The 18233-nt window shown below is 41.8% G+C and carries 16 protein-coding genes; 12 read left to right on the top strand and 4 right to left on the bottom strand.

The window, feature by feature from the left end; all coding sequences use genetic code 11:
• Window positions 1-54 precede the first annotated feature (54 nt).
• Complete coding sequence (locus tag NSTC731_RS23410) at window positions 55-312, bottom strand: hypothetical protein (RefSeq protein ID WP_445627014.1); 258 nt, start codon at window positions 310-312, stop codon at window positions 55-57.
• 510 nt (window positions 313-822) lie between these two features.
• Complete coding sequence (locus tag NSTC731_RS23405; RefSeq protein WP_445627013.1) at window positions 823-2439, bottom strand: eCIS core domain-containing protein; 1617 nt, start codon at window positions 2437-2439, stop codon at window positions 823-825.
• A gap of 191 nt (window positions 2440-2630) precedes the next feature.
• On the opposite strand from NSTC731_RS23405, the gene NSTC731_RS23400 reads away from it, so the two are divergent.
• From NSTC731_RS23400 to NSTC731_RS23345, 12 genes are all read left to right on the top strand, one after another.
• Window positions 2631-2870, top strand: coding sequence for a hypothetical protein (locus tag NSTC731_RS23400; RefSeq protein WP_445627012.1), 240 nt, complete (start codon window positions 2631-2633; stop codon window positions 2868-2870).
• The gene (locus NSTC731_RS23395) at window positions 2870-3394 is read left to right on the top strand and encodes a phage tail protein (protein WP_292725611.1); all 525 of its coding nucleotides are present in this window, start codon (window positions 2870-2872) and stop codon (window positions 3392-3394) included. The genes NSTC731_RS23400 and NSTC731_RS23395 overlap by 1 nt, the downstream gene beginning before the upstream one ends.
• 23 nt (window positions 3395-3417) lie before the next feature.
• Window positions 3418-7131 carry a hypothetical protein gene (locus NSTC731_RS23390; RefSeq protein WP_445627011.1) on the top strand — a complete coding sequence of 1238 codons (3714 nt, stop codon included), beginning with the start codon at window positions 3418-3420 and terminating at the stop codon, window positions 7129-7131.
• A gap of 38 nt (window positions 7132-7169) precedes the next feature.
• On the top strand, window positions 7170-7733 hold the full coding sequence (locus NSTC731_RS23385; RefSeq protein WP_445627010.1) for a CIS tube protein: 564 nt from the start codon (window positions 7170-7172) through the stop codon (window positions 7731-7733).
• Window positions 7734-8004: 271 nt separating this feature from the next.
• Window positions 8005-9738, top strand: coding sequence for a VgrG-related protein (locus tag NSTC731_RS23380; protein ID WP_445627009.1), 1734 nt, complete (start codon window positions 8005-8007; stop codon window positions 9736-9738).
• Window positions 9739-9766: 28 nt separating this feature from the next.
• Entirely contained in the window at window positions 9767-10264 is a 498-nt protein-coding gene (locus tag NSTC731_RS23375) for a PAAR domain-containing protein (RefSeq protein ID WP_445627008.1), read from the top strand.
• Window positions 10265-10336: 72 nt separating this feature from the next.
• Window positions 10337-10492 (top strand): hypothetical protein, encoded by a 156-nt coding sequence (locus NSTC731_RS23370; RefSeq protein ID WP_445627007.1) that lies wholly within the window; start codon window positions 10337-10339, stop codon window positions 10490-10492.
• Window positions 10493-10819: 327 nt separating this feature from the next.
• The gene (locus NSTC731_RS23365; protein ID WP_445627006.1) at window positions 10820-11233 is read left to right on the top strand and encodes a GPW/gp25 family protein; all 414 of its coding nucleotides are present in this window, start codon (window positions 10820-10822) and stop codon (window positions 11231-11233) included.
• Window positions 11234-11332: 99 nt separating this feature from the next.
• The gene (locus tag NSTC731_RS23360; protein ID WP_445627005.1) at window positions 11333-12913 is read left to right on the top strand and encodes a putative baseplate assembly protein; all 1581 of its coding nucleotides are present in this window, start codon (window positions 11333-11335) and stop codon (window positions 12911-12913) included.
• Between the two features lie 23 nt (window positions 12914-12936).
• Window positions 12937-13530: a hypothetical protein gene (locus NSTC731_RS23355; protein WP_445632154.1), complete on the top strand. Its 594-nt coding sequence runs from the start codon at window positions 12937-12939 to the stop codon at window positions 13528-13530.
• Between the two features lie 176 nt (window positions 13531-13706).
• Entirely contained in the window at window positions 13707-14738 is a 1032-nt protein-coding gene (locus NSTC731_RS23350) for a phage tail protein (protein WP_445627004.1), read from the top strand.
• A 237-nt stretch (window positions 14739-14975) separates the two neighbouring features.
• Window positions 14976-16175, top strand: coding sequence for a DUF4159 domain-containing protein (locus NSTC731_RS23345; RefSeq protein WP_445627003.1), 1200 nt, complete (start codon window positions 14976-14978; stop codon window positions 16173-16175).
• 166 nt (window positions 16176-16341) lie between these two features.
• On the opposite strand, the gene NSTC731_RS23340 is transcribed toward NSTC731_RS23345, so the two are convergent.
• Window positions 16342-16611 carry a hypothetical protein gene (locus NSTC731_RS23340; protein WP_445632153.1) on the bottom strand — a complete coding sequence of 90 codons (270 nt, stop codon included), beginning with the start codon at window positions 16609-16611 and terminating at the stop codon, window positions 16342-16344.
• Window positions 16612-16913: 302 nt separating this feature from the next.
• Window positions 16914-18191, bottom strand: coding sequence for a hypothetical protein (locus tag NSTC731_RS23335; RefSeq protein ID WP_445627002.1), 1278 nt, complete (start codon window positions 18189-18191; stop codon window positions 16914-16916).
• Between the last annotated feature and the right edge of the window lie 42 nt (window positions 18192-18233).

Genomic DNA, 18233 nt, shown 5'->3' with positions numbered 1-18233 from the left:
CTTCTCCAGATTGCCCAAGCAGTAGCTAGATGAATATTTTACTGTTAATAATATCTAGAGTACTGCGATCGCACTTGTAACACAATTTATCGAAAGTCTAAGTTTTTGGGTTTGGGAAGTTGATTCTATGGTATCGGGCGATGCTTGCGGCAAGCTTGCCTTCTTGGAATTAACTTTTGCTTTCACGTTTCGGTGTTTCGCGCACTCTGTATCAACTTCTGCCTTCTTGGAATTAACTTTTGCTTTCACGTTTCGGTGTTTCGCGCACTCTGTATCAACTTCTGCCTTCTTGGAATTAACTTTTGCTTTCACGTTTCAGTGTTTCGCGCACTCTGTATCAACTTCTGCCTTCTTGGAATTAACTTCTGCCAAGACGTTTCAGTGTTTCGCGCACTCTGTATCAACTTCTGCCAAGACGTTTCGGTGTTTCGCGCAGTCTGTAGCAACTTCTGCCTTCTGTGAAGTAACTTTTGTCTTCAAGTAAGGGAACTCTAAAAAATAAATCATCCAATTTCACCGAATCAAAAGGACTTTTTCTTCCCCTGCGAAGATATCCCTGCTCCTCTACAAGATCGGCGATGCCTGCTGCGGGCTGCGCCTACGCAGTTTAATTCAATTTGGGATAATATGTATTTCCGGCTTTGTGAATTTCAATCATGTCCAGTAGGGTGCGTTAGCGACAGCGTAACGCACCGAACCGATGATTTGGTGCGTTACTTCGTTAACGCACCCTATAAGATCGGGCGATCGCTAAACACTTCGGGGCGATCGCACTCCATTTGAAGAGAGCATTGGCATATTTGGTCATCATAAGCTTTACTCCTACTTTTCTTGAGGGTTAAGTTTTTTTTGTTCCGCGTTTAATATCGCTATCACAGATTTCATATATTCCGATGCCGGCTCTGCTCCAGTTTCTTTCCATGCAATCATCTCACCTTTCCATTGTTGAGCTTCTTCGGCTGTTATTCCTCTCGGTATTTTTGTTTCCTTTGTGATTACAACCTCTTTTCCTTGTCTACAAAATAAATAGTCAAAGAAACTCTTTTCCATTTTTGTCTTTCCTGGCAATACAATATCTTCCATGCTTAAGAGTCTTTCTATATTCGCTTCTTGAGTCTTATATTTGAATGTCTGTCCTTTTTCTTTTCCATACATGCCGACCCAGACCTCTGGTATTCCAACAGCAGTTTCAAAGCTTGCATGATCCCCTCCATCTCTCATGACGACAGAAGCATAATGATTTTCCCAGCCATCATCACGTCCAGGGGAAGTATCTGAATCATACAAAACCCCACCCACGTCACTAGTAGATTGATCCACTTTCTGATCGACTTCAGTTAATCCTCGCGCCAATTCGCCACAAAAATGTTCAGTACCGGGTTTTCCTTTCTTGTTCTCGTACTTTGAAATATCAGCGGTGTATTGTGTATAGGTAATATTATCAATTTCTTTATTGCCACCACTTTCCCATTCTAGTCCTCCAGGTAAGTCCATTGGAGCTTCCTTTGATGATACATATATATCCTTGGGATACTTAGCAGTTGCTACCGCAAATTTCTTATTTTCTGAGATTTGATAATTTCTATCAGTAGACTCTGTGTATCTTTGGATTGATGTATTTTCAACTGCCCTGCCGCCATTCTGCTGCACGAAATGAGTCAACTCATGGGCGATCAACTCCTGTCCGCTCCGACTCCCTGGCTCATACGCACCTTGCCGAAAGAACACATCCTGTCCCGTCGTGAAAGCACGCGCCTGAATTGATCGATTCAACTGGTCAGATTGACCATCCGTGTGAACTTTCACTCCACTGAAATCTGCGCCAAACGCCACCTCCATCGGTTCGCGGATATTGTCTGCGATCGCCACTCCTCCACCCCTAGCTTGGTTAATGGACGCTTCCAAGTCTGGCGCAGCATCCATCCCAACTTCACCTTGACGCTGCACCATCGGCTTCATCTGCAATTCTTCTTCCTCATCCTCTGGCAATGCTTCTCGTTGCAGTGTGCTATTGTCCAGAGGTTTCATTTGCAATTCTTCTTCCTCATCCTCTGGCAATGCTTCTCGTTGCACCAAAGGCGTGATGGAATTTGCCAGAGGTTTCATCTGCAATTCTTCTTCATCTTCTGGCAATGTTTCTCGTTGGATATGCTGACGATTTACAGGCTGCGCCATTCTTTGCATTACCTGCTGTGCGACACTATCAGCTTCCTGTTCATAAATGTCTCCCGGCTGGCTAATTGAGAGTTTTGCTTGGGGACTACGCAGAGGTATGCGACTGATATCGTGAGTAACTGGTTTATCGAGTGGTTGTATTTCAGGAACCGCTTGGCGTGAAATTGCCGACGACTCCAAACCAAAGCCACGTGTTGGGTGTTTCAGGGATGGAATTGAGAAGCCTGTAGTAGTTTTTTTCCCTCGGCTGACCTGTTCTCTCATTTTCTTCTCCAGATGCCCAAGTAGTAGCTAGGTGAATATTTTGCTGTTACTAACATCTAGAGTACAGCGATCGCACTTGTAACACAATTCACCCAAAGTCGAAATCCAGGCAAAAACTAAGTTCGACTTTTGGCTACTTTTGATTCTGATGCACTACCTTTAGCCTGGATTTAGGGAGAGTTTTTTTATTTATGGACTCAAAACAGCAACAAAATTTTTTCACCTTCGATGGAGATGTTGGCGGGACTGCTGGCTATGCTGGGGTTTCGGCGGCATCTGATGCTACCAAGGCGGCTAAAACGGCAAGTAAATATCTCAACGACTCACTGCTGATGAACCAGCTTACAGAACACGTATATAAACTTTTGCTAGAAGATTTGCGATCGCAGCGGGAAAGGCTAGGTAATTATAATTCCCAAAGGTGGTTGTGATGGCTACAGGCGCTAATAATGGCAACATTACTCACGAATTAAATTATGTCACTACTAATCGTTTCTATGTAGAAATAGACAGTTCTATTGCTGCATCTTTCGCGGAATGTTCAGGATTAAGTATTCAAATTAAGAAAAATGTCTTTCAAGAAGGTGGCGTTAACGATCAGCAAAGAATTTATTTAGGTCATACAGAATTTGCAGACATCACTCTTAAACGTGGAGTTACCGATCATCCAGGTTTTTGGAACTGGATGAATGCAGTTTTTGATGAACAGAAGAAAACATCTCGACGCAATGTCAATATTTTGATTTTCAATCAAGCCGGTGAAACGATGATGAGTTGGACTTTGATTGGTGCTATTCCAATAACCTGGAAAACACCTGCACTCCAAGCAGATGGTAAGGCAGTTGCCATTGAAGAATTAACTTTAGCGTATGAGGGTTTACAAGTTGCAAGGTCTACAGGGGGAGGCACTTCTGTACAACGAAATCAAAAAAGTGGATATTTCGTTTCTAGCTAATTGGCTATTTCTCAACGATAACTATGCAAATTATTCAATCTCCACTAGGAAACAATATTCAGCCCCTTGGGGTAATATCATCTTTATCAAATCCTGAGAGAATGGTATTGAGAAAACAGTCTCATTCTCTGCATTCACGAAGTAATTTTCTTAGTCCCATACAAACTAAACTACCATTAGTTACATCCTCGAAATTTTTCTTATCTCGCGAACATGAACCATCGATACAACCATTAATAGGTTGGGATAGTTGGGATAATCAAGATATAAATAGTGATTTGCCATTACTGGAATCTGATTTTTTTGATTCAATAGCTCTACCAGAAAATAGTCATGTTAATCCTAGTGAAATAGTAAAAGACAGTATTCCAGAAATCCTGCCAAATCGGATTGATAAAAAAACAATTGATGATACCTCGCAACAACTAAGTCTTAAAAGTAAAAGTAAATCTAAATCACAAAAAATAAATAAATCTCAAAAGCCACTTAAGAAAAAATCAAAACCAAAATCTAAAAAAGCAGTCAAATCATCTGTGGCTAAGAATATTGTTCAAAGCAATGTTACTATTAATGGTAATGAAGATAGCTTATTAACATCAAATAAGCCTCTGTCTGTTGGGGCTAATTTGGAAATACCCACATTGCGACTAGATAATGCTGTCGTTGAAAATTCTCTAGCTTTGCCGTCAGCACTTACCTCACCCGATCTTGATGATGCAACTACTTTAACTCATCCTTTGGCGAATGATGAAAATATTGTAGTAGAGCATATTGTTGTACCTACTTCTGAGTCTTCAGTTGCAAAAAAAACTATTGCAATACAACAAGAAATTGATTCCAGTGTTTCAAGTGAGTCTCTAGCGAGTATACCTGTTCAGCTAACACCTACCTCAGCCGAGATTGAAGACACACCTCATTTATTCAGAAACTCTGATAATCATGAACCGTTAGTAATTTCAGAGCCACAATCTGCTATAGTGCTTAATGTCTTAGATGCTTCAGCAAATCTGACTTCACTGCAACGTGACAGCTATCTTGAAAGTACTAATACCGAGTTTACAGAAAGTCAGCCCATTTTAGTCCCACCTGAGATTGTTGAAACACCAATAATTACTCCGACATCGCCTGAGATAGGTGAAACTGCGATCGCACCACTTACCGCGACGCCAGAGATTTCTGAAATACCAGCAATTAGCGCCATATCGCCTGAGATAGGTGAAACTGCGAGCGCACCACTTACCGCTACATCACCAGAGATTTCTGAAATACCAGCAATTAGCGCCATATCGCCTGAGATAGGTGAAACTGCGAACGCACCACTTACCGCGACGCCAGAGATTTCTGAAATACCAGCAATTAGCGCCATATCGCCTGAGATAGGTGAAACTGCGATCGCACCACTTACCGCGACATCACCAGAGATTGTTGAAACACCAGCAATTAGCGCCATATCGCCTGAGATAGGTGAAACTGCGAACGCGCCACTTTCCGCTACATCGCCAGAGATTGTTGAAACACCAATAATTACTCCGACATCACCTAAGATAGGTGAAACTGCGATCGCACCACTTACCACATCGCCAGAGATTTCTGAAATACCAATAATTACTCCGACATCGCCTGAGATAGGTAAAACTGCGATCGCACCACTTTCCGCGACGCCAGAGATTTCTCAAATACCAATAATTACTCCGACATCGCCTGAGATAGGTGAAACTGCGAACGCACCACTTACCGCGACGCCAGAGATTTCTCAAATACCAGCAATTAGCGCCATATCGCCTGAGATTGGTGAAACTGCGAACGCACCACTTACCGCGACGCCAGAGATTTCTCAAATACCAGCAATTAGCGCCATATCATCTGAGATTGGTGAAACTGCGAACGCACCACTTACCACATCGCCTGAGATTTCTGAAATACCAATAATTACTCCTACATCGCCTGAGATTGATGAAACTGCGATCGCACCGCTTTCTGCGACATCGCTAGAGATTTCTGAAACACCAATAATTACTCCTACATCGCCTGAGATTGGTGAAACTGCGAACGCACCACTTACCGCGACGCCAGAGATTTCTCAAATACCAGCAATTAGCGCCATATCGCCTGAGATTGTTGAAGCACCAATTAGCGCCATATCGCCTGAGATTGGTGAAACTGCGATCGCACCACTTACCGCGACGCCAGAGATTTCTCAAATACCAGCAATTAGCGCCATATCGCTTGAGATTGGTGAAACTGCGAACGCACCACTTACCGCGACGCCAGAGATTTCTCAAATACCAATAATTACTCCGACATCGCCTGAGATTGTTGAAGCACCAATTAGCGCCATATCGCCTGAGATTGGTGAAACTGCGAACGCACCACTTACCACATCACCTGAGATTTCTGAAATACCAATAATTACTCCTACATCGCCTGAGATTGATGAAACTGCGATCGCACCGCTTTCTGCGACATCGCTAGAGATTTCTGAAATACCAGCAATTAGCGCCATATCGCCTGAGATAGGTGAAACTGCGATCGCACCACTTACCGCGACGCCAGAGATTTCTGAAATACCAGCAATTAGCGCCATATCGCCAGAGATTGTTGAAGCACCAATAATTACCACCATATCGCCTGAAATTGGTGAAACTGCGAGTATTTTCAGGGAAATTATTGACAATGAACAAATAGTAGAATCAGAATTTACCTTTGCGGTAACAAATGAAGAAAATCCTGAAATATTAACCTTTGTTGATACCTCAGATAATCCCACCTCCCCACAAAATGAGGTAAACACACTACCTCAAGTTGAGCAAAATGCGATCGCAGAAAATTTGCCAGCACCTAAAGGTTATGCTACTGGTGGCCACGTAACAGATTCCCGCGTTGAAAATCGCCAGCAGATAGCAGCCTCGGATACAGTACCTGCAATGCTTACACCTGGGGAGTTTGTGATTAATACTAGAGATGCACAGAAGAATCTACCCCTACTACATCACATCAACACGGGTGGAACACCCCAAGATATTATCCTTCCAAGTTTACAGACACCCAATTCCACAGAACCAGAAGAAACAATTTCTTCAGAGACTCCGACTAAAGTCGATTCTTTTTCAGACACTTCATTACAGCTAAAAAGTGCTGAGACTGATTCACCTGAGATATCCAATTCTTTAAGTATTTCTAACTTGGGGTTGAATATTAGTAAACAGAAACTTTCTATTCTCAATTCTCCAGAGATTCATACCCTTCACAATGAAACAATTGATGTAGGTGAATCCTCACCCCAATACTCATCACCTCCCCTGATTTTCCGCAAAGCAAATTCTCCCACTAAGACATCTTCCCAATGGTCAAATACACCTTCTCAATGGTCAAGTGTAGAAGATTTACTAAATGGAAATGATGATGAATTCACTAGCTTTAATTTTCATGATGGAGAATTTAATAGCCCAAATTATGAATATTCTCATGTTTCAGAATCACCACAAGTTTTTGCTAAAGATCTTCCTTCACCTAGAGGCTTTGCTGATGGTGGAGAAGTTACTCCACTCGACATATCCAGAGAAATAGTACCAGTGACTGAGACGATAGAGAGCGCATCTTCATTTTCTCAAGAAGATGATAAAGATGATACAGCCGATCTTGAAGCTCTAGCTCGTGAAGTTTATAGCAGATTACGACAACGAATAGAAATTGAGCGAGAACGACATGGCGGTTCCTCTGGTAGATTACCTTGGTAAATTTGTATTTAAGAATTAATTTTTGGAGAAATACTCAAATGGCAAGTCCAGCAATTATTGTTATTCAAAAACGTCAACCGCAACTTGAGAAAGCCAAACTTGTAGCTTATAACGGTGAAGCACCAGATATTGAATTAATGTTTAATCCTACAGAGATTAGTTTCTCTCGAACTGTTAAGTGGGAAAGTCAGGATGGTAATAGAGGAACGACTCTACTTCCAAAAGTAAACTTTTCTAGCGTGGAACCTTACGAATTTACGCTCAAACAGTTACTTTATGATACTTATGAAACAAAAGAGTCGGTGATGAAAAAATATATAGATAAAATTAAGAAAGGTGTAGAAACTATCAGTAAAGCAACTGATAAACGACCACCTGTTTATATATTTACATGGGGAAACGAGTATTTTTATTGTGTCATCACGAGTTTAACTTACACTTTAAATATGTTTTTGAGTGATGGTACACCAGTAAGGGCACTGGTAGATATAGCCTTGCAAGAAGTAGATAAGAATAACCTTCCTGGAGGACGTGAATCTGCTTCTACAGGAAATGCTCGTGCGGAAGATCCAAAAGGACAAACACTGAGTAAGACAGAATAAGTAATACCAATTTGAAAAAAGAATGCGACAAATAGACTATTTGTAGAGACGCGATTCATGAGCCAGCGCGTTGCGAGGGTTCCCACGGCAGTCGCTCATGGGGGGAACCCCCAAGACCGCGCTGCCTCCCCGTTGTAGAGACGCGATTCATCGCGTCTTTAGCCAAGGATGTGTTGCAATCATTAATTAAATAGGTATAAAGTGACAAATTAGTATTGACTTTCTCATTAAAAGCTGCTCTGAACATTTCATAATTTAGAAAATAATAATTATGCCTGCAAAAAAAAGCCTTTATTTAAGCGAACCTAAAATACAAATAGACGGAAAACAGGCTTCTCCTGAATTAATGAAGGATTTGTTGCAAATCACAATCGAAGAAAGCCTTCATTTACCAGCAATGTTTACGCTAGTAATCCATAACAGCTATATTCCTGCATCTGACCGACCAGAAAACAAAGCTTGGCGACATGAGCCTTTGTTTAAAATTGGGAAAAAAGTGAAATTGGGTTTTACTTCTAGTACGACTCTAGATAATAACTTCCAAGAAGAGGTAGGAGAATTCCTCATTGAAGGCGAAATTACAGCGATGGAAGTTCACTTTAATGAAAAATCTGAAGCTGATATCATTGTTCGCGGTTATGATATTTCTCATCGTCTGCACAGAGGTCGTTATAATCGTTCTTTTTTAAATAAAACTGATAGCGATATAGTCAAGCAAATAGTTAAAGAAGTAGGCATAAAGCTTGGCAATATAGAGGCAACTGGTGAAGTTCATAAGTATGTATTTCAAGAAAATCAGACCAATATGGAGTTTTTGCGAGAAAGGGCTGCCCGCATTGGTTTTGAATTATTTATTACAGAAGAAAAACTAAATTTTTGCAAACCAAAAACTCAGGGAGCCTTATCACTCAAATGGTTAGTTGATATTAATAAATTTAGTACCCGTGTTACTAGTGCTGAACAGATAAGTTCTGTAGAAGTACGCGCCTGGGACTATACCCAGAAAAAATTGATTAGTGGAACAGCCAAGAAAGAAAAGCAAATAACCGAGACAGGTAATCGGCTAGGAAGTAGTACTAGTAATGCATTTTCTAATCTTAAATCTCCCAAAATGATTGTTGTAGATAAACCTGTTGCCAGTAAAAAACAAGCAGACACGATGGCTCAGGCTTTGTGTGATGAACTAGGGGGAGAATTTGTTTATGCAGATGCCAAAGCAGAAGGGAATCCTGAGATTCGTCCGGGACGGGTTATTAATCTTCAGGGTATGGGCGATCGCTATAGTGGTAAGTATTATGTTACAGAAACCCGCCATTTCTTCAGTCAGCGCGTTTATGAAACTTATTTCAGCGTGCGGGGACTACGTTCTGGTAGCTTATTCACAACTCTATCTCCAGAAAAACGTCTCCAGCCATCTGAGACTTTATTAGTCGGAATTGTGACTGATAATAAAGATCCAGAGAAAATGGGCAGAGTGAAAGTCAAGTTTCCCACTCTCACAGAAGAACATACAAGTGACTGGGCGAGAGTTGTTGCTGTGGGAGCAGGTCAAAATAGAGGCTTCGACTGTTTACCAGAGGTAAACGATGAAGTTTTGGTAGGTTTTGAACATGGCGATATCCACCGTCCCTACGTCATTGGCGGGGTATGGAACGGGAAGGATGCACCACCGGAAAAGGTAAGCGATTCAGTTACAAGTGGTGTAAGATTACGCACTATTAAAACTCGCGTTGGTCATGTTTTACAGTTTGTTGAAGAGGATAAAGGAACTAGTAAAACAGGGATTCGCGTAGAAACTAAAGACGGTCATAAAATATATCTCAATGATAGTCAAAGGTGCATAGAAATTGAAACTAAAGGCGGTCATAGAATCAAAATGGACGATATGGCTAAATCTGTTTCAGTGAAATCAACAGGTAATATGTCATTAGATGCTCGTGGAAATATAGACATTTCAGCCACGGGTACGATTACAGTCAAAGGTGCGTTGATTCGACTTAATTAATTCGTAATTAACACAATAGGAGGTTATCGTGGGTAGACCAGCAGCAAGAATTACTGACAATGTAGCGCACCCCTTACCCCCAGTCTTGACAGGAGGGCCGGGTAGTCCCAATGTGTTGATTGGGTCTTTACCTGCGTGGCGGGGTGTGCTTGCCGCCGCAGTACCAGGTTTACAGTCTGCCAAAACCGCTTCTGATGCAGCTATCCAAGCCGCTGAGGCTGCTACTTTAGCGGCGGCTGGTACACCAGGGGCACCTGCTGCCTTAGCTGCCGAACAAACTACAAAGGCAACATCAGCAGCTACTATGGGTAGTGCAATTAGTGCTGCTGCTGCTGGTGCTGATATTCATAATTGCGCCACACCTTTACCCGTCCCTCCTCACGGCCCTGGAGTTGTGATTGACGGTAGTCAGACAGTGCTGATTAACAATTTGCCTGCCTCTCGAATGGGCGACACCGTTTTAGAAGCATTAGGGCCGCCGAATAAAATTATCAAAGGTAATCCCACTGTTTTGATTGGCGGTTGATTGGAGAGGCAGGGGGCACGGGGCAAGGGGACAAGGGAGTGTTAGTATCTCTTTTATCCACCTTTGAACTGGATGAATCCACCTTTGAACTCCGTTAATCCACCTTTGAACTGGATGAATCCACCTTTGAACTCCGTTCGTCCACCTTTGAACTGGATGAATCCACCTTTGAACTCCGTTCGTCCATCTCAAAACTCCGTTCATCCATCTCATATTAAGTCCGGTTAATCACTTCTGATTACCGCATCTGTGCAAAAATCCCAAAAGCCTCTTTCCCTCTGCTCCCCTGCCCCTCTGCCCCCTGCCTTTCAAGGGCAGGCTTTTAGGCTTTCGATAAATAGTTGAGAATGTTCTCAATTATTGAACGTAGTTTTAAGTTCTCAGACAATGGTTTTGGTTTTAAAATTCCAAAAATTTGTCTAATCAAAAAAACCTGCCCCAGAAAGCTGCCCCCTGCCCCCCGCCTCCTTAACCTCGACCTTTGGCGAATAGGCTTAAACTCTCTGTGCCGATATCTTTGAAGATATCCATGTAACAGCTGTCTAAGTGCCAGATATGGTTTATGGTCGTGAACGAGCCTATTTGGGAACAGGTTGGGCTTATCCACTGCATTTAAACGTGCAAGGTGGAATACAACTTAGCCGTGAAGATCAAAAAGTTAAAGAATCTATTTGGATTATCCTCCGCACGGGTGTAGGTGAGCGGGTTTATCGCCCTACCTTTGGTTCGCGCTTGTCAGAACTGGCGTTTGCACCTTTAAATAGCGATACCCTACTGCGAATCCGCCTTTATGTTTTGGAAGCTTTAGAAGTTTGGGAACCACGCATTACTATCGATGAAGTTATCACCGATCCCGATCCAGTGCGTGGCAGAGTGGACATCATCATCAATTATCGGCTCAAAGACGGCCCCGATATTTATAGTTTTGTTTATCCTTATTATTTGGTGTCAGCTGGGGAGGAATCGTGATACCAATTAAAAATTAAAAATTAAAAATTAAAAATTCAGAAAGTTAAATTTCGTCTCGGTTTCTAGGTTGTATCTGTCACATTCTTTTTTAAAATTGGTATGAACTTTGATTTTTTACCGAAATTACCTTCTTCCAACTTAGACGATCGCGCCTTTGATGATTTGGTGGAAGAATGTATTATGCGTATTCCTCGTTACTGTCCAGAATGGACTGACCATAACCTCAGCGACCCAGGAATTACGCTAATTGAGTTATTTGCTTGGTTAACTGACCAAATGTTGCTCAGATTCAACCAAGTACCTCGAAAAAATTATGTTGCTTTTTTAGAATTACTAGGTATTCGTCTCCAGCCTCCCGCCCCAGCCCGCACGGAATTAACTTTTTATTTAAGTGCTGCACTACCTGAAGCCTACACGATTCCCGCAGGATTAGAAGCCTCTACTATCCGCACTGAAACCACAGAAGCGATTACCTTTAGTACAGATTCTCCTTTAATTATCGGCAATCCTCGCATCCAACATTTCTTAACTGCCCAAACTACCGAAGATATTCCCCAATCTCTGCGCGAAAGAGTTACAACTTCCTGGACTCGTCAATCTAACGGTTACTGGACAGGTAACGAACAACCGATTTTTGAAGAGGAACCCCAGCCTGGTAACTGCTTTTATTTAGCAATTAATTCTGACGATCCTTTAGACGCTAATGTTTTAGAAATTATTTTCCAAGGGGCTGCGGCTACTCCTGCTGGGATTAACCCCAATCAACCACCCCGGAAGTGGGAAGCTTGGGATGGGGAAAATTGGCAATCAGTTTTATTGCAAGAATTAGATGATAAGACTCGCGGTTTCAGTTTTTATGAAATCGCCCAAGAAGGTGAAAACCCCTCTCAAGGTGCAGAAGTACGTCTGCATTTACCTCAAATTTGGCCTGTGGCTAATTTCACCTCTTACCGAGGTCGCTGGTTACGCTGTAGCTTTATTTCTACAGAAGCGAATGAATCTGGTTACAATCGTCCACCACGAATTATTGGTTTAGCAGTGCGTTCAATTGGCGGTACTGTTAGGGCTAGCCATAGTACGCTGATTGAAGACGAGCGATTGGGAATTAGTGATGGTACACCCGGTCAGTCTTTCCAGTTACAAACAGCACCAATTTTAGAACGTCGAGAAAATGAGTATATTTTAGTTACTCCGGCTGGTGGTTTGCCGCAAAAGTGGACTGAGGTGAGAGATTTTGCTGATTCTGGGCCGCATAACTTCCATTACACCATCGATTCAATCACTGGTACAGTCCAATTCGGGCCGCTGATTCGGGAACCGAGCCAACTTAAACAACAAACACAGGTAAGATCGAGAATTCAGCAACCACAACTAGATGACACATCTGTACAAGTTCTGGAAAATAACCAGTCTGAACACCAATATGGGGCGATTCCTCCCCGTGGTGCAGAAATTAGGATGGTTAGTTATCGTACAGGCGGTGGTAGAGAAGGCAATGTTCAAACTGGGGCAATCCAGTTTTTGAAGTCTGCATATCCATATATTGCTAGTGTGGTCAATCGTGTACCAGCAATCAATGGGGCGGATGCTGAGTCACTGGAACAAGCTGTAATGAAGGCTCCCCGCATCCTCCGCACGCGCGATATCGCGCCGTCACTGCTGAAGATTTTGAAGTTTTAACTCAACAGGCGGGTGCTGGTGCGATCGCTCGCGTCCGGTGTTTGCCAGCAAATTCTCGCAGACAAGCTGGTATAGTTAGTTTGCTAGTAGTGCCTTATGCAAATACAGATGCGATCGCCCAAGGCAATGGGATGACACCAGAAGATTTTGCCCTCAGTAATGCCCTGCAAGAGCAAATTTTGAGTTATTTAGATGAAAGACGCTTATTAGGAGTACAAGTAGAGTTACAAGAGCCGAATTACGTAGGTGTTTCGGTACAGACAGAAATTGCTCTAGAGCCAGCCTACAATAATCCTTTTGCCAGCGAAGAAATTCGCCGGAATTTAAGGCGATCGTTGTATAAATATTTAAATCCCTTAACTGGAGGAATCGACGGCAAAGGTTGGCCATTTGGGCGACCAGTTTATACATCTGATATTGTGGCATTACTGCAACAAACCCCAGGCGTGCGTCATTTAGGCCCTGTCTTGCTATTTCCCATCCGCAAGCAAGGAGAAAATTGGCGACGACAACCATCACCAGAACAATTGATCGATCCGGGATCGGAAGGTTTGATATGTTCTTGGGCTGATACAAATCTGCGTTCCAATCACGACATCCAAATCATTAATCGTTGATTTGTCATTTGTCACTTGTACTGAGCGAAGCCGTTGGCGCAGCCTCTCGTAGAGAAGTATTTGTCATTTGTCATTAATTATCTATCCTCCTCTGCTCCCCTGCCCCCCTGCTTCCTTGCCCTGAGCGAAGTCGAAGGGCTGCCCCCTGCCTCTTCTTACCCCCAACCCTCAATCCTATGGTTCAAAGTCGCTCTAGTCCAGCTGTAAGCATTCAATTAACGCCAATGCAAATTCCCGAAGCTTTACCTGCGGCAGGTTTAGCATTTGCAAATGCAGAAAACATCGATGTAGCTGGACGTAGTTTGCTCTTACATCCTGGACATCCAAGTGAGATGATTGTGCAGGTGCAAAACTTAGAACAACGTCCTTTGCGGGTAAGCTTAAGCGTTGAAGGAAACTTTCCATCCCAGTGGTGTCAAATTGGTACAGAAGGCAGTGAAATACCGCCTCGCGGACAGATGGATGCTGTTCTCCACTTCTCAATTCCCGACACATTTTTTGAAGACCAAGAAGCAATTTCCCCTGGAAAAAAAGACAAACTAACACTCAATTTTCGCAGCCTAATTACTCTACACATAGATCTAGGCACAGACAACGAACAAATCGAGAGAAGCGAGTATTTCGATTTATATATCCGTCCCTACACTGCCTACATGGAATTCTTGCCAATTTTGTATCGGGAAGTGGACTTTATTGGTCGCTTCATGAAGATATTTGAGCAAGCTTTTCAACCAATAGTTGATAGTTATAACGTCATGTGGGCAAACCTCGATCCCTTGACAGCACCGCAAGCATTATTGCCTTTTATGGCTCATTGGGTTGCTTGGCAAGTAGATTCTGTTTGGGATCTCCAGCAACAACGGCGTTTAATTCGCCGAGCCGTAGAACTTTATCGCTGGCGAGGAACTCGTAAAGGATTGCGTCTCTACTTGCATCTTTATACTGGTTTACCGCTAGATGAACATTTACCAAATGAAGCTGATAAACATATTAGTATTACAGAACCTTTTGGCCCAAGTTTCATTATCGGAGATGCACAATTAGGAAATGCAGTTTTAGCAGGTGGACAACCATATCATTTTATAGTGCGTTTGCGTTCAAATATTTCTAGTGGCATCATCAACGAAGAACTTATTCAAAGAATAATCGAACAAGAAAAACCTGCTTTTTGCACCTATGAATTATCTATCGAAAATTCCACTAATTAAATAATTCGTAATTCAGTAAAATTAACAGACTTTTAATCCAAAATCTAAAATCTAAAATCCAAAATCCAAAATCTAAAATCTAAAATCCAAAATCTAAAATCCAAAATCTAAAATCCAAAATCCAAAATCTAAAATCCAAAATCTAAAATCCAAAATCCAAAATCCAAAATCCAAAATCCAAAATCTAAAATCCAAAATCTAAAATCCAAAATCTAAAATCCAAAATCCAAAATTGCCATGTCCCATCCTTTCCCACCACCACCAATTAAATCCTTGGAACGCCTGCAAGCCGCAGACGGCTTACTAATCAATGCGGAACGCTGGCGCACAGCCCATGAATATCACCGGAATCGGCAAAATGCTCAATATCAAAGTTTAAATCAACCTGGAATTGTCTGCGGTTTAGGCGTGCGAGATGTAACTGCCCCAAGCCAAGTTGAAGCTAGATATCGAGATGGACGTTGGGTACAAATTCAACCTGGGATTGCAATTGATTTAGCAGGTAATCTAATTGTTGTACCGACTTCTTATGATTTTCCGATCGATTTAGAAGTAGTAAGTTCTGAACCGCTCATGATCTACTTAGTAGTTAGCTATGTAGACCCTGATGAATTGCGGCGCGGACAACAAAGAGATATTGTTCAAGAAACTTATCGAATTGACCAAATAAACTCTACACCAGCCAGTTCAGAAATAGAAATATGTCGAATACTCTTACAACCAGGACATACTGACATTACCCAACCTGCGGATGCTTTTTTCCCTGGATATAATAATATTGATTTGCGTTATCGTCGTCAGGCACAAATGCGTCCTCAAGCACTTGTATGTATGGCGCAGGCGACTCATAGCGATCCTGAATGTGCGCGTAATTTTTTCAGCCTTTCATATTTATTACAAGCAGTAGAACCTCTCTACCCAAGTTTGCGGGGGGCTGATGAACCAGGTCAGGTTTCTTTAGCAGAAAACATCCAAGACTATGACATCCTTTATCTCACAGGTGGACAGGCTATCTCTTTAAATAGTCTCGAATTTGAATCCCTCAAAAATTATTTAAATTTAGGTGGTGTACTTTTTGTTGATGCGCCAACAAATGCTAATCCTCTAATTGAGAGTACTCAAGCTTTGGCACAACAATTAGAGAGTCCTTTAAGACCTTTAGAAGAATTGCAACGGAGTCATCCTTTAAGGACAAAACCTTTCTTATTTGCTGCTTTACCAATGGTTAATCAACAACAAATTAAACTTTTAATTGGTGGAGGAATTATTTTAGCCATTGGAGATTTAGCAACTGCTTGGGGGCTGGATAGAGATTTGAGTTTACCCAGATTGACCATTCGGACAGCTCAGGAATTAGGGATTAATATTCTTCACTATGCTTGGAAGCGGCGACAGTTAATTGGATTGCAACAGGAAGATAATTCAGGGCAGTGGTGAAAGGCAAGTTAGTAAGCTGGATATTGCTGTTCAAACCCAAGACTCTAAAGCGAAAGGGTGAATCTGGTGAATACGTTGGAAATCATTGTCCGTTGAGACTGCTGTTGGATGAGATTGGGTTCACCGAAGATGATGCGACTACAGTGATTAGTGTCAAGCAGATACATCAGAATTCAGCCTGCGAGCGGGTGTCATAAACAGACTGGAGACATTTTTCAAAGTCCTCACCTTGCCAGGTACCAGCAAATTTCAGCAAATCTTTAGCTTTGGAGCCACGCAGTATTGGTTCCCCATCTTGGATAATGGCACTTGCTGGTTTAATACCAGAGCTATTTTTTCTGGTTTTGAGATATTCGAGATAGTCGAGAGTTTCCTCTAGAATCGATTCTGGAGCGGTTTCGATCGCAGCAATGAGTTGTTCCTTAATAGGGGTCATGGGGGCACTGGAAGATTGATTGTGGATATCTTGATTCTGCATCATTTCCCACCATTATTTCTGAAACCAAAGATAGCGATGCCTGCGGTGGTAACAGAGCTTGCGTTGCCCTGAGCTTTGTCGTACCGCTACGGGGAAGCAAGCTACGCGTACTGTCTCCAAGAGTTGGGTCGAAGTGTAAACCTACACACTTCATTATCCAAAGGAAGCAGTGACAGTTAGTTGTTTGGACATTGCTTTGATCGTATTGAAATAGATGCCAACATTTTTAAGCAATTTCCACCTACAATATAAAGTTGGAATTATTGAGTCTGGTTATTTGCGATCGCAGTATTATTTTTGTCGTGTTCGAGTTCTCTCATTAGAGAATCAAAACCACTGGTATTGTTTCCACTTTGGGCAAATAAAGACCGAATTTTATTAATTATCGTACTCATACTGTTGGAGAAAAACCGACCGAGATTATTAACAAAGTTTTTCAGTTTCTCAAAAATTGTCATCTCTACAGTAGAATACTTATTAACAATTGGATATACAATTTTTCCTTTTTCTGTTTGATAGTATTCTTGTTCAGGCATCAACATTGATGTGAGTGGTTGCACCTGTTTTGCCATATCAGCTTCGGTTCGTTTATTGCTGAGGAATAAAACATCATAAATTTTTCCATTCCAACTAGCCCAATAATGGTTTTTCCAAAACCATCGTTTACCGTCATCACAATTAGGCTTTTTACCTTGATATGGGGTAGCCCCAGCTTCACTCAAAAAAGGTTTAGCGATACTTTCAATTGTGATTTTTTCAATGCCAAAATATTCTTCTGCAACTTTTTTAAAAGCACGAGCTAATGTCTGACAATCTCCTTCTGGAGATCCTTTTAATAGAGTTTCTGGACTCTTGCTCACCATTGTGTATTGAAATTGGATATTTACAAAGTTTTTAAAAAGTTGTTCTAATATTTTATCTTGTGGCAATGTGTCATCTATACCATTGACTAGTGTTTTAGCTAGCGAATATTCTTGTAAAAATTTTTGTTTTTTATCTGCTGAGTTATTTGCTGCTAATATTTCTTCAGACTTTGCTTGTTCGTTCTGATTAGCTGGTATTGTCTGCTGTGCGTCCTGGTTTTGCAGAGGAGATCGATTAATTTGGTTGACTACAGAAGTAGCGACACTATCCGCCTCTTGTTCATATCGATCTCCTGATTGACCAATAGTCAGTTTTGGCTGTATTTCTCCTATTGACAGGCTATCAGCACGTTTTATCGCCATTTTGCTCAAGTTATGACCAAACTGCGAAGAATGTTCCTTTCCTTGCTGCAAAGATTCATTCATCTTTGTTTGCAACACAGTGAGTCGCTCTTGCCCTTCTGGCGCGATAGTGCCATGCTTGGCTTGTATTTGGAGTTTCCTTGCCTCAAACTGATATTGTTGAAATTTCTGATTTTCTACCTTTGCCTGTACTATAGGCTTGTTGGAGCCAAGTTGAGAGTGGGTAGTTAATAAATGCGATTGCAACTGACTTTGCTCTGACGAATAAGCGGATGAGTCAGCTTTTTTGTGGATTTGTAGCCGTTCTTTCATCGCTAGTTTTAAAAGTCAATAGTGGGTAATCTATATATTATG

This window comes from Nostoc sp. DSM 114167 (assembly GCF_052692655.1).
This window is presented reverse-complemented; position numbering and strand designations above follow the sequence as displayed.

Excerpts from the sequence above, each read along its gene's own strand:
- NSTC731_RS23405 (WP_445627013.1), bottom strand. The coding sequence starts at position 2,439 with ATGAGAGAACAGGTCAGCCGAGGGAAAAAAACTACTACAGGCTTCTCA.
- NSTC731_RS23400 (WP_445627012.1), top strand. The coding sequence starts at position 2,631 with ATGGACTCAAAACAGCAACAAAATTTTTTCACCTTCGATGGAGATGTT.
- NSTC731_RS23395 (WP_292725611.1), top strand. The coding sequence starts at position 2,870 with ATGGCTACAGGCGCTAATAATGGCAACATTACTCACGAATTAAATTAT.
- NSTC731_RS23390 (WP_445627011.1), top strand. The coding sequence starts at position 3,418 with ATGCAAATTATTCAATCTCCACTAGGAAACAATATTCAGCCCCTTGGG.
- NSTC731_RS23385 (WP_445627010.1), top strand. The coding sequence starts at position 7,170 with ATGGCAAGTCCAGCAATTATTGTTATTCAAAAACGTCAACCGCAACTT.
- NSTC731_RS23380 (WP_445627009.1), top strand. The coding sequence starts at position 8,005 with ATGCCTGCAAAAAAAAGCCTTTATTTAAGCGAACCTAAAATACAAATA.
- NSTC731_RS23370 (WP_445627007.1), top strand. The coding sequence starts at position 10,337 with ATGAATCCACCTTTGAACTCCGTTAATCCACCTTTGAACTGGATGAAT.
- NSTC731_RS23365 (WP_445627006.1), top strand. The coding sequence starts at position 10,820 with ATGGTTTATGGTCGTGAACGAGCCTATTTGGGAACAGGTTGGGCTTAT.
- NSTC731_RS23360 (WP_445627005.1), top strand. The coding sequence starts at position 11,333 with ATGAACTTTGATTTTTTACCGAAATTACCTTCTTCCAACTTAGACGAT.
- NSTC731_RS23350 (WP_445627004.1), top strand. The coding sequence starts at position 13,707 with ATGGTTCAAAGTCGCTCTAGTCCAGCTGTAAGCATTCAATTAACGCCA.
- NSTC731_RS23345 (WP_445627003.1), top strand. The coding sequence starts at position 14,976 with ATGTCCCATCCTTTCCCACCACCACCAATTAAATCCTTGGAACGCCTG.
- NSTC731_RS23340 (WP_445632153.1), bottom strand. The coding sequence starts at position 16,611 with ATGACCCCTATTAAGGAACAACTCATTGCTGCGATCGAAACCGCTCCA.
- NSTC731_RS23335 (WP_445627002.1), bottom strand. The coding sequence starts at position 18,191 with ATGAAAGAACGGCTACAAATCCACAAAAAAGCTGACTCATCCGCTTAT.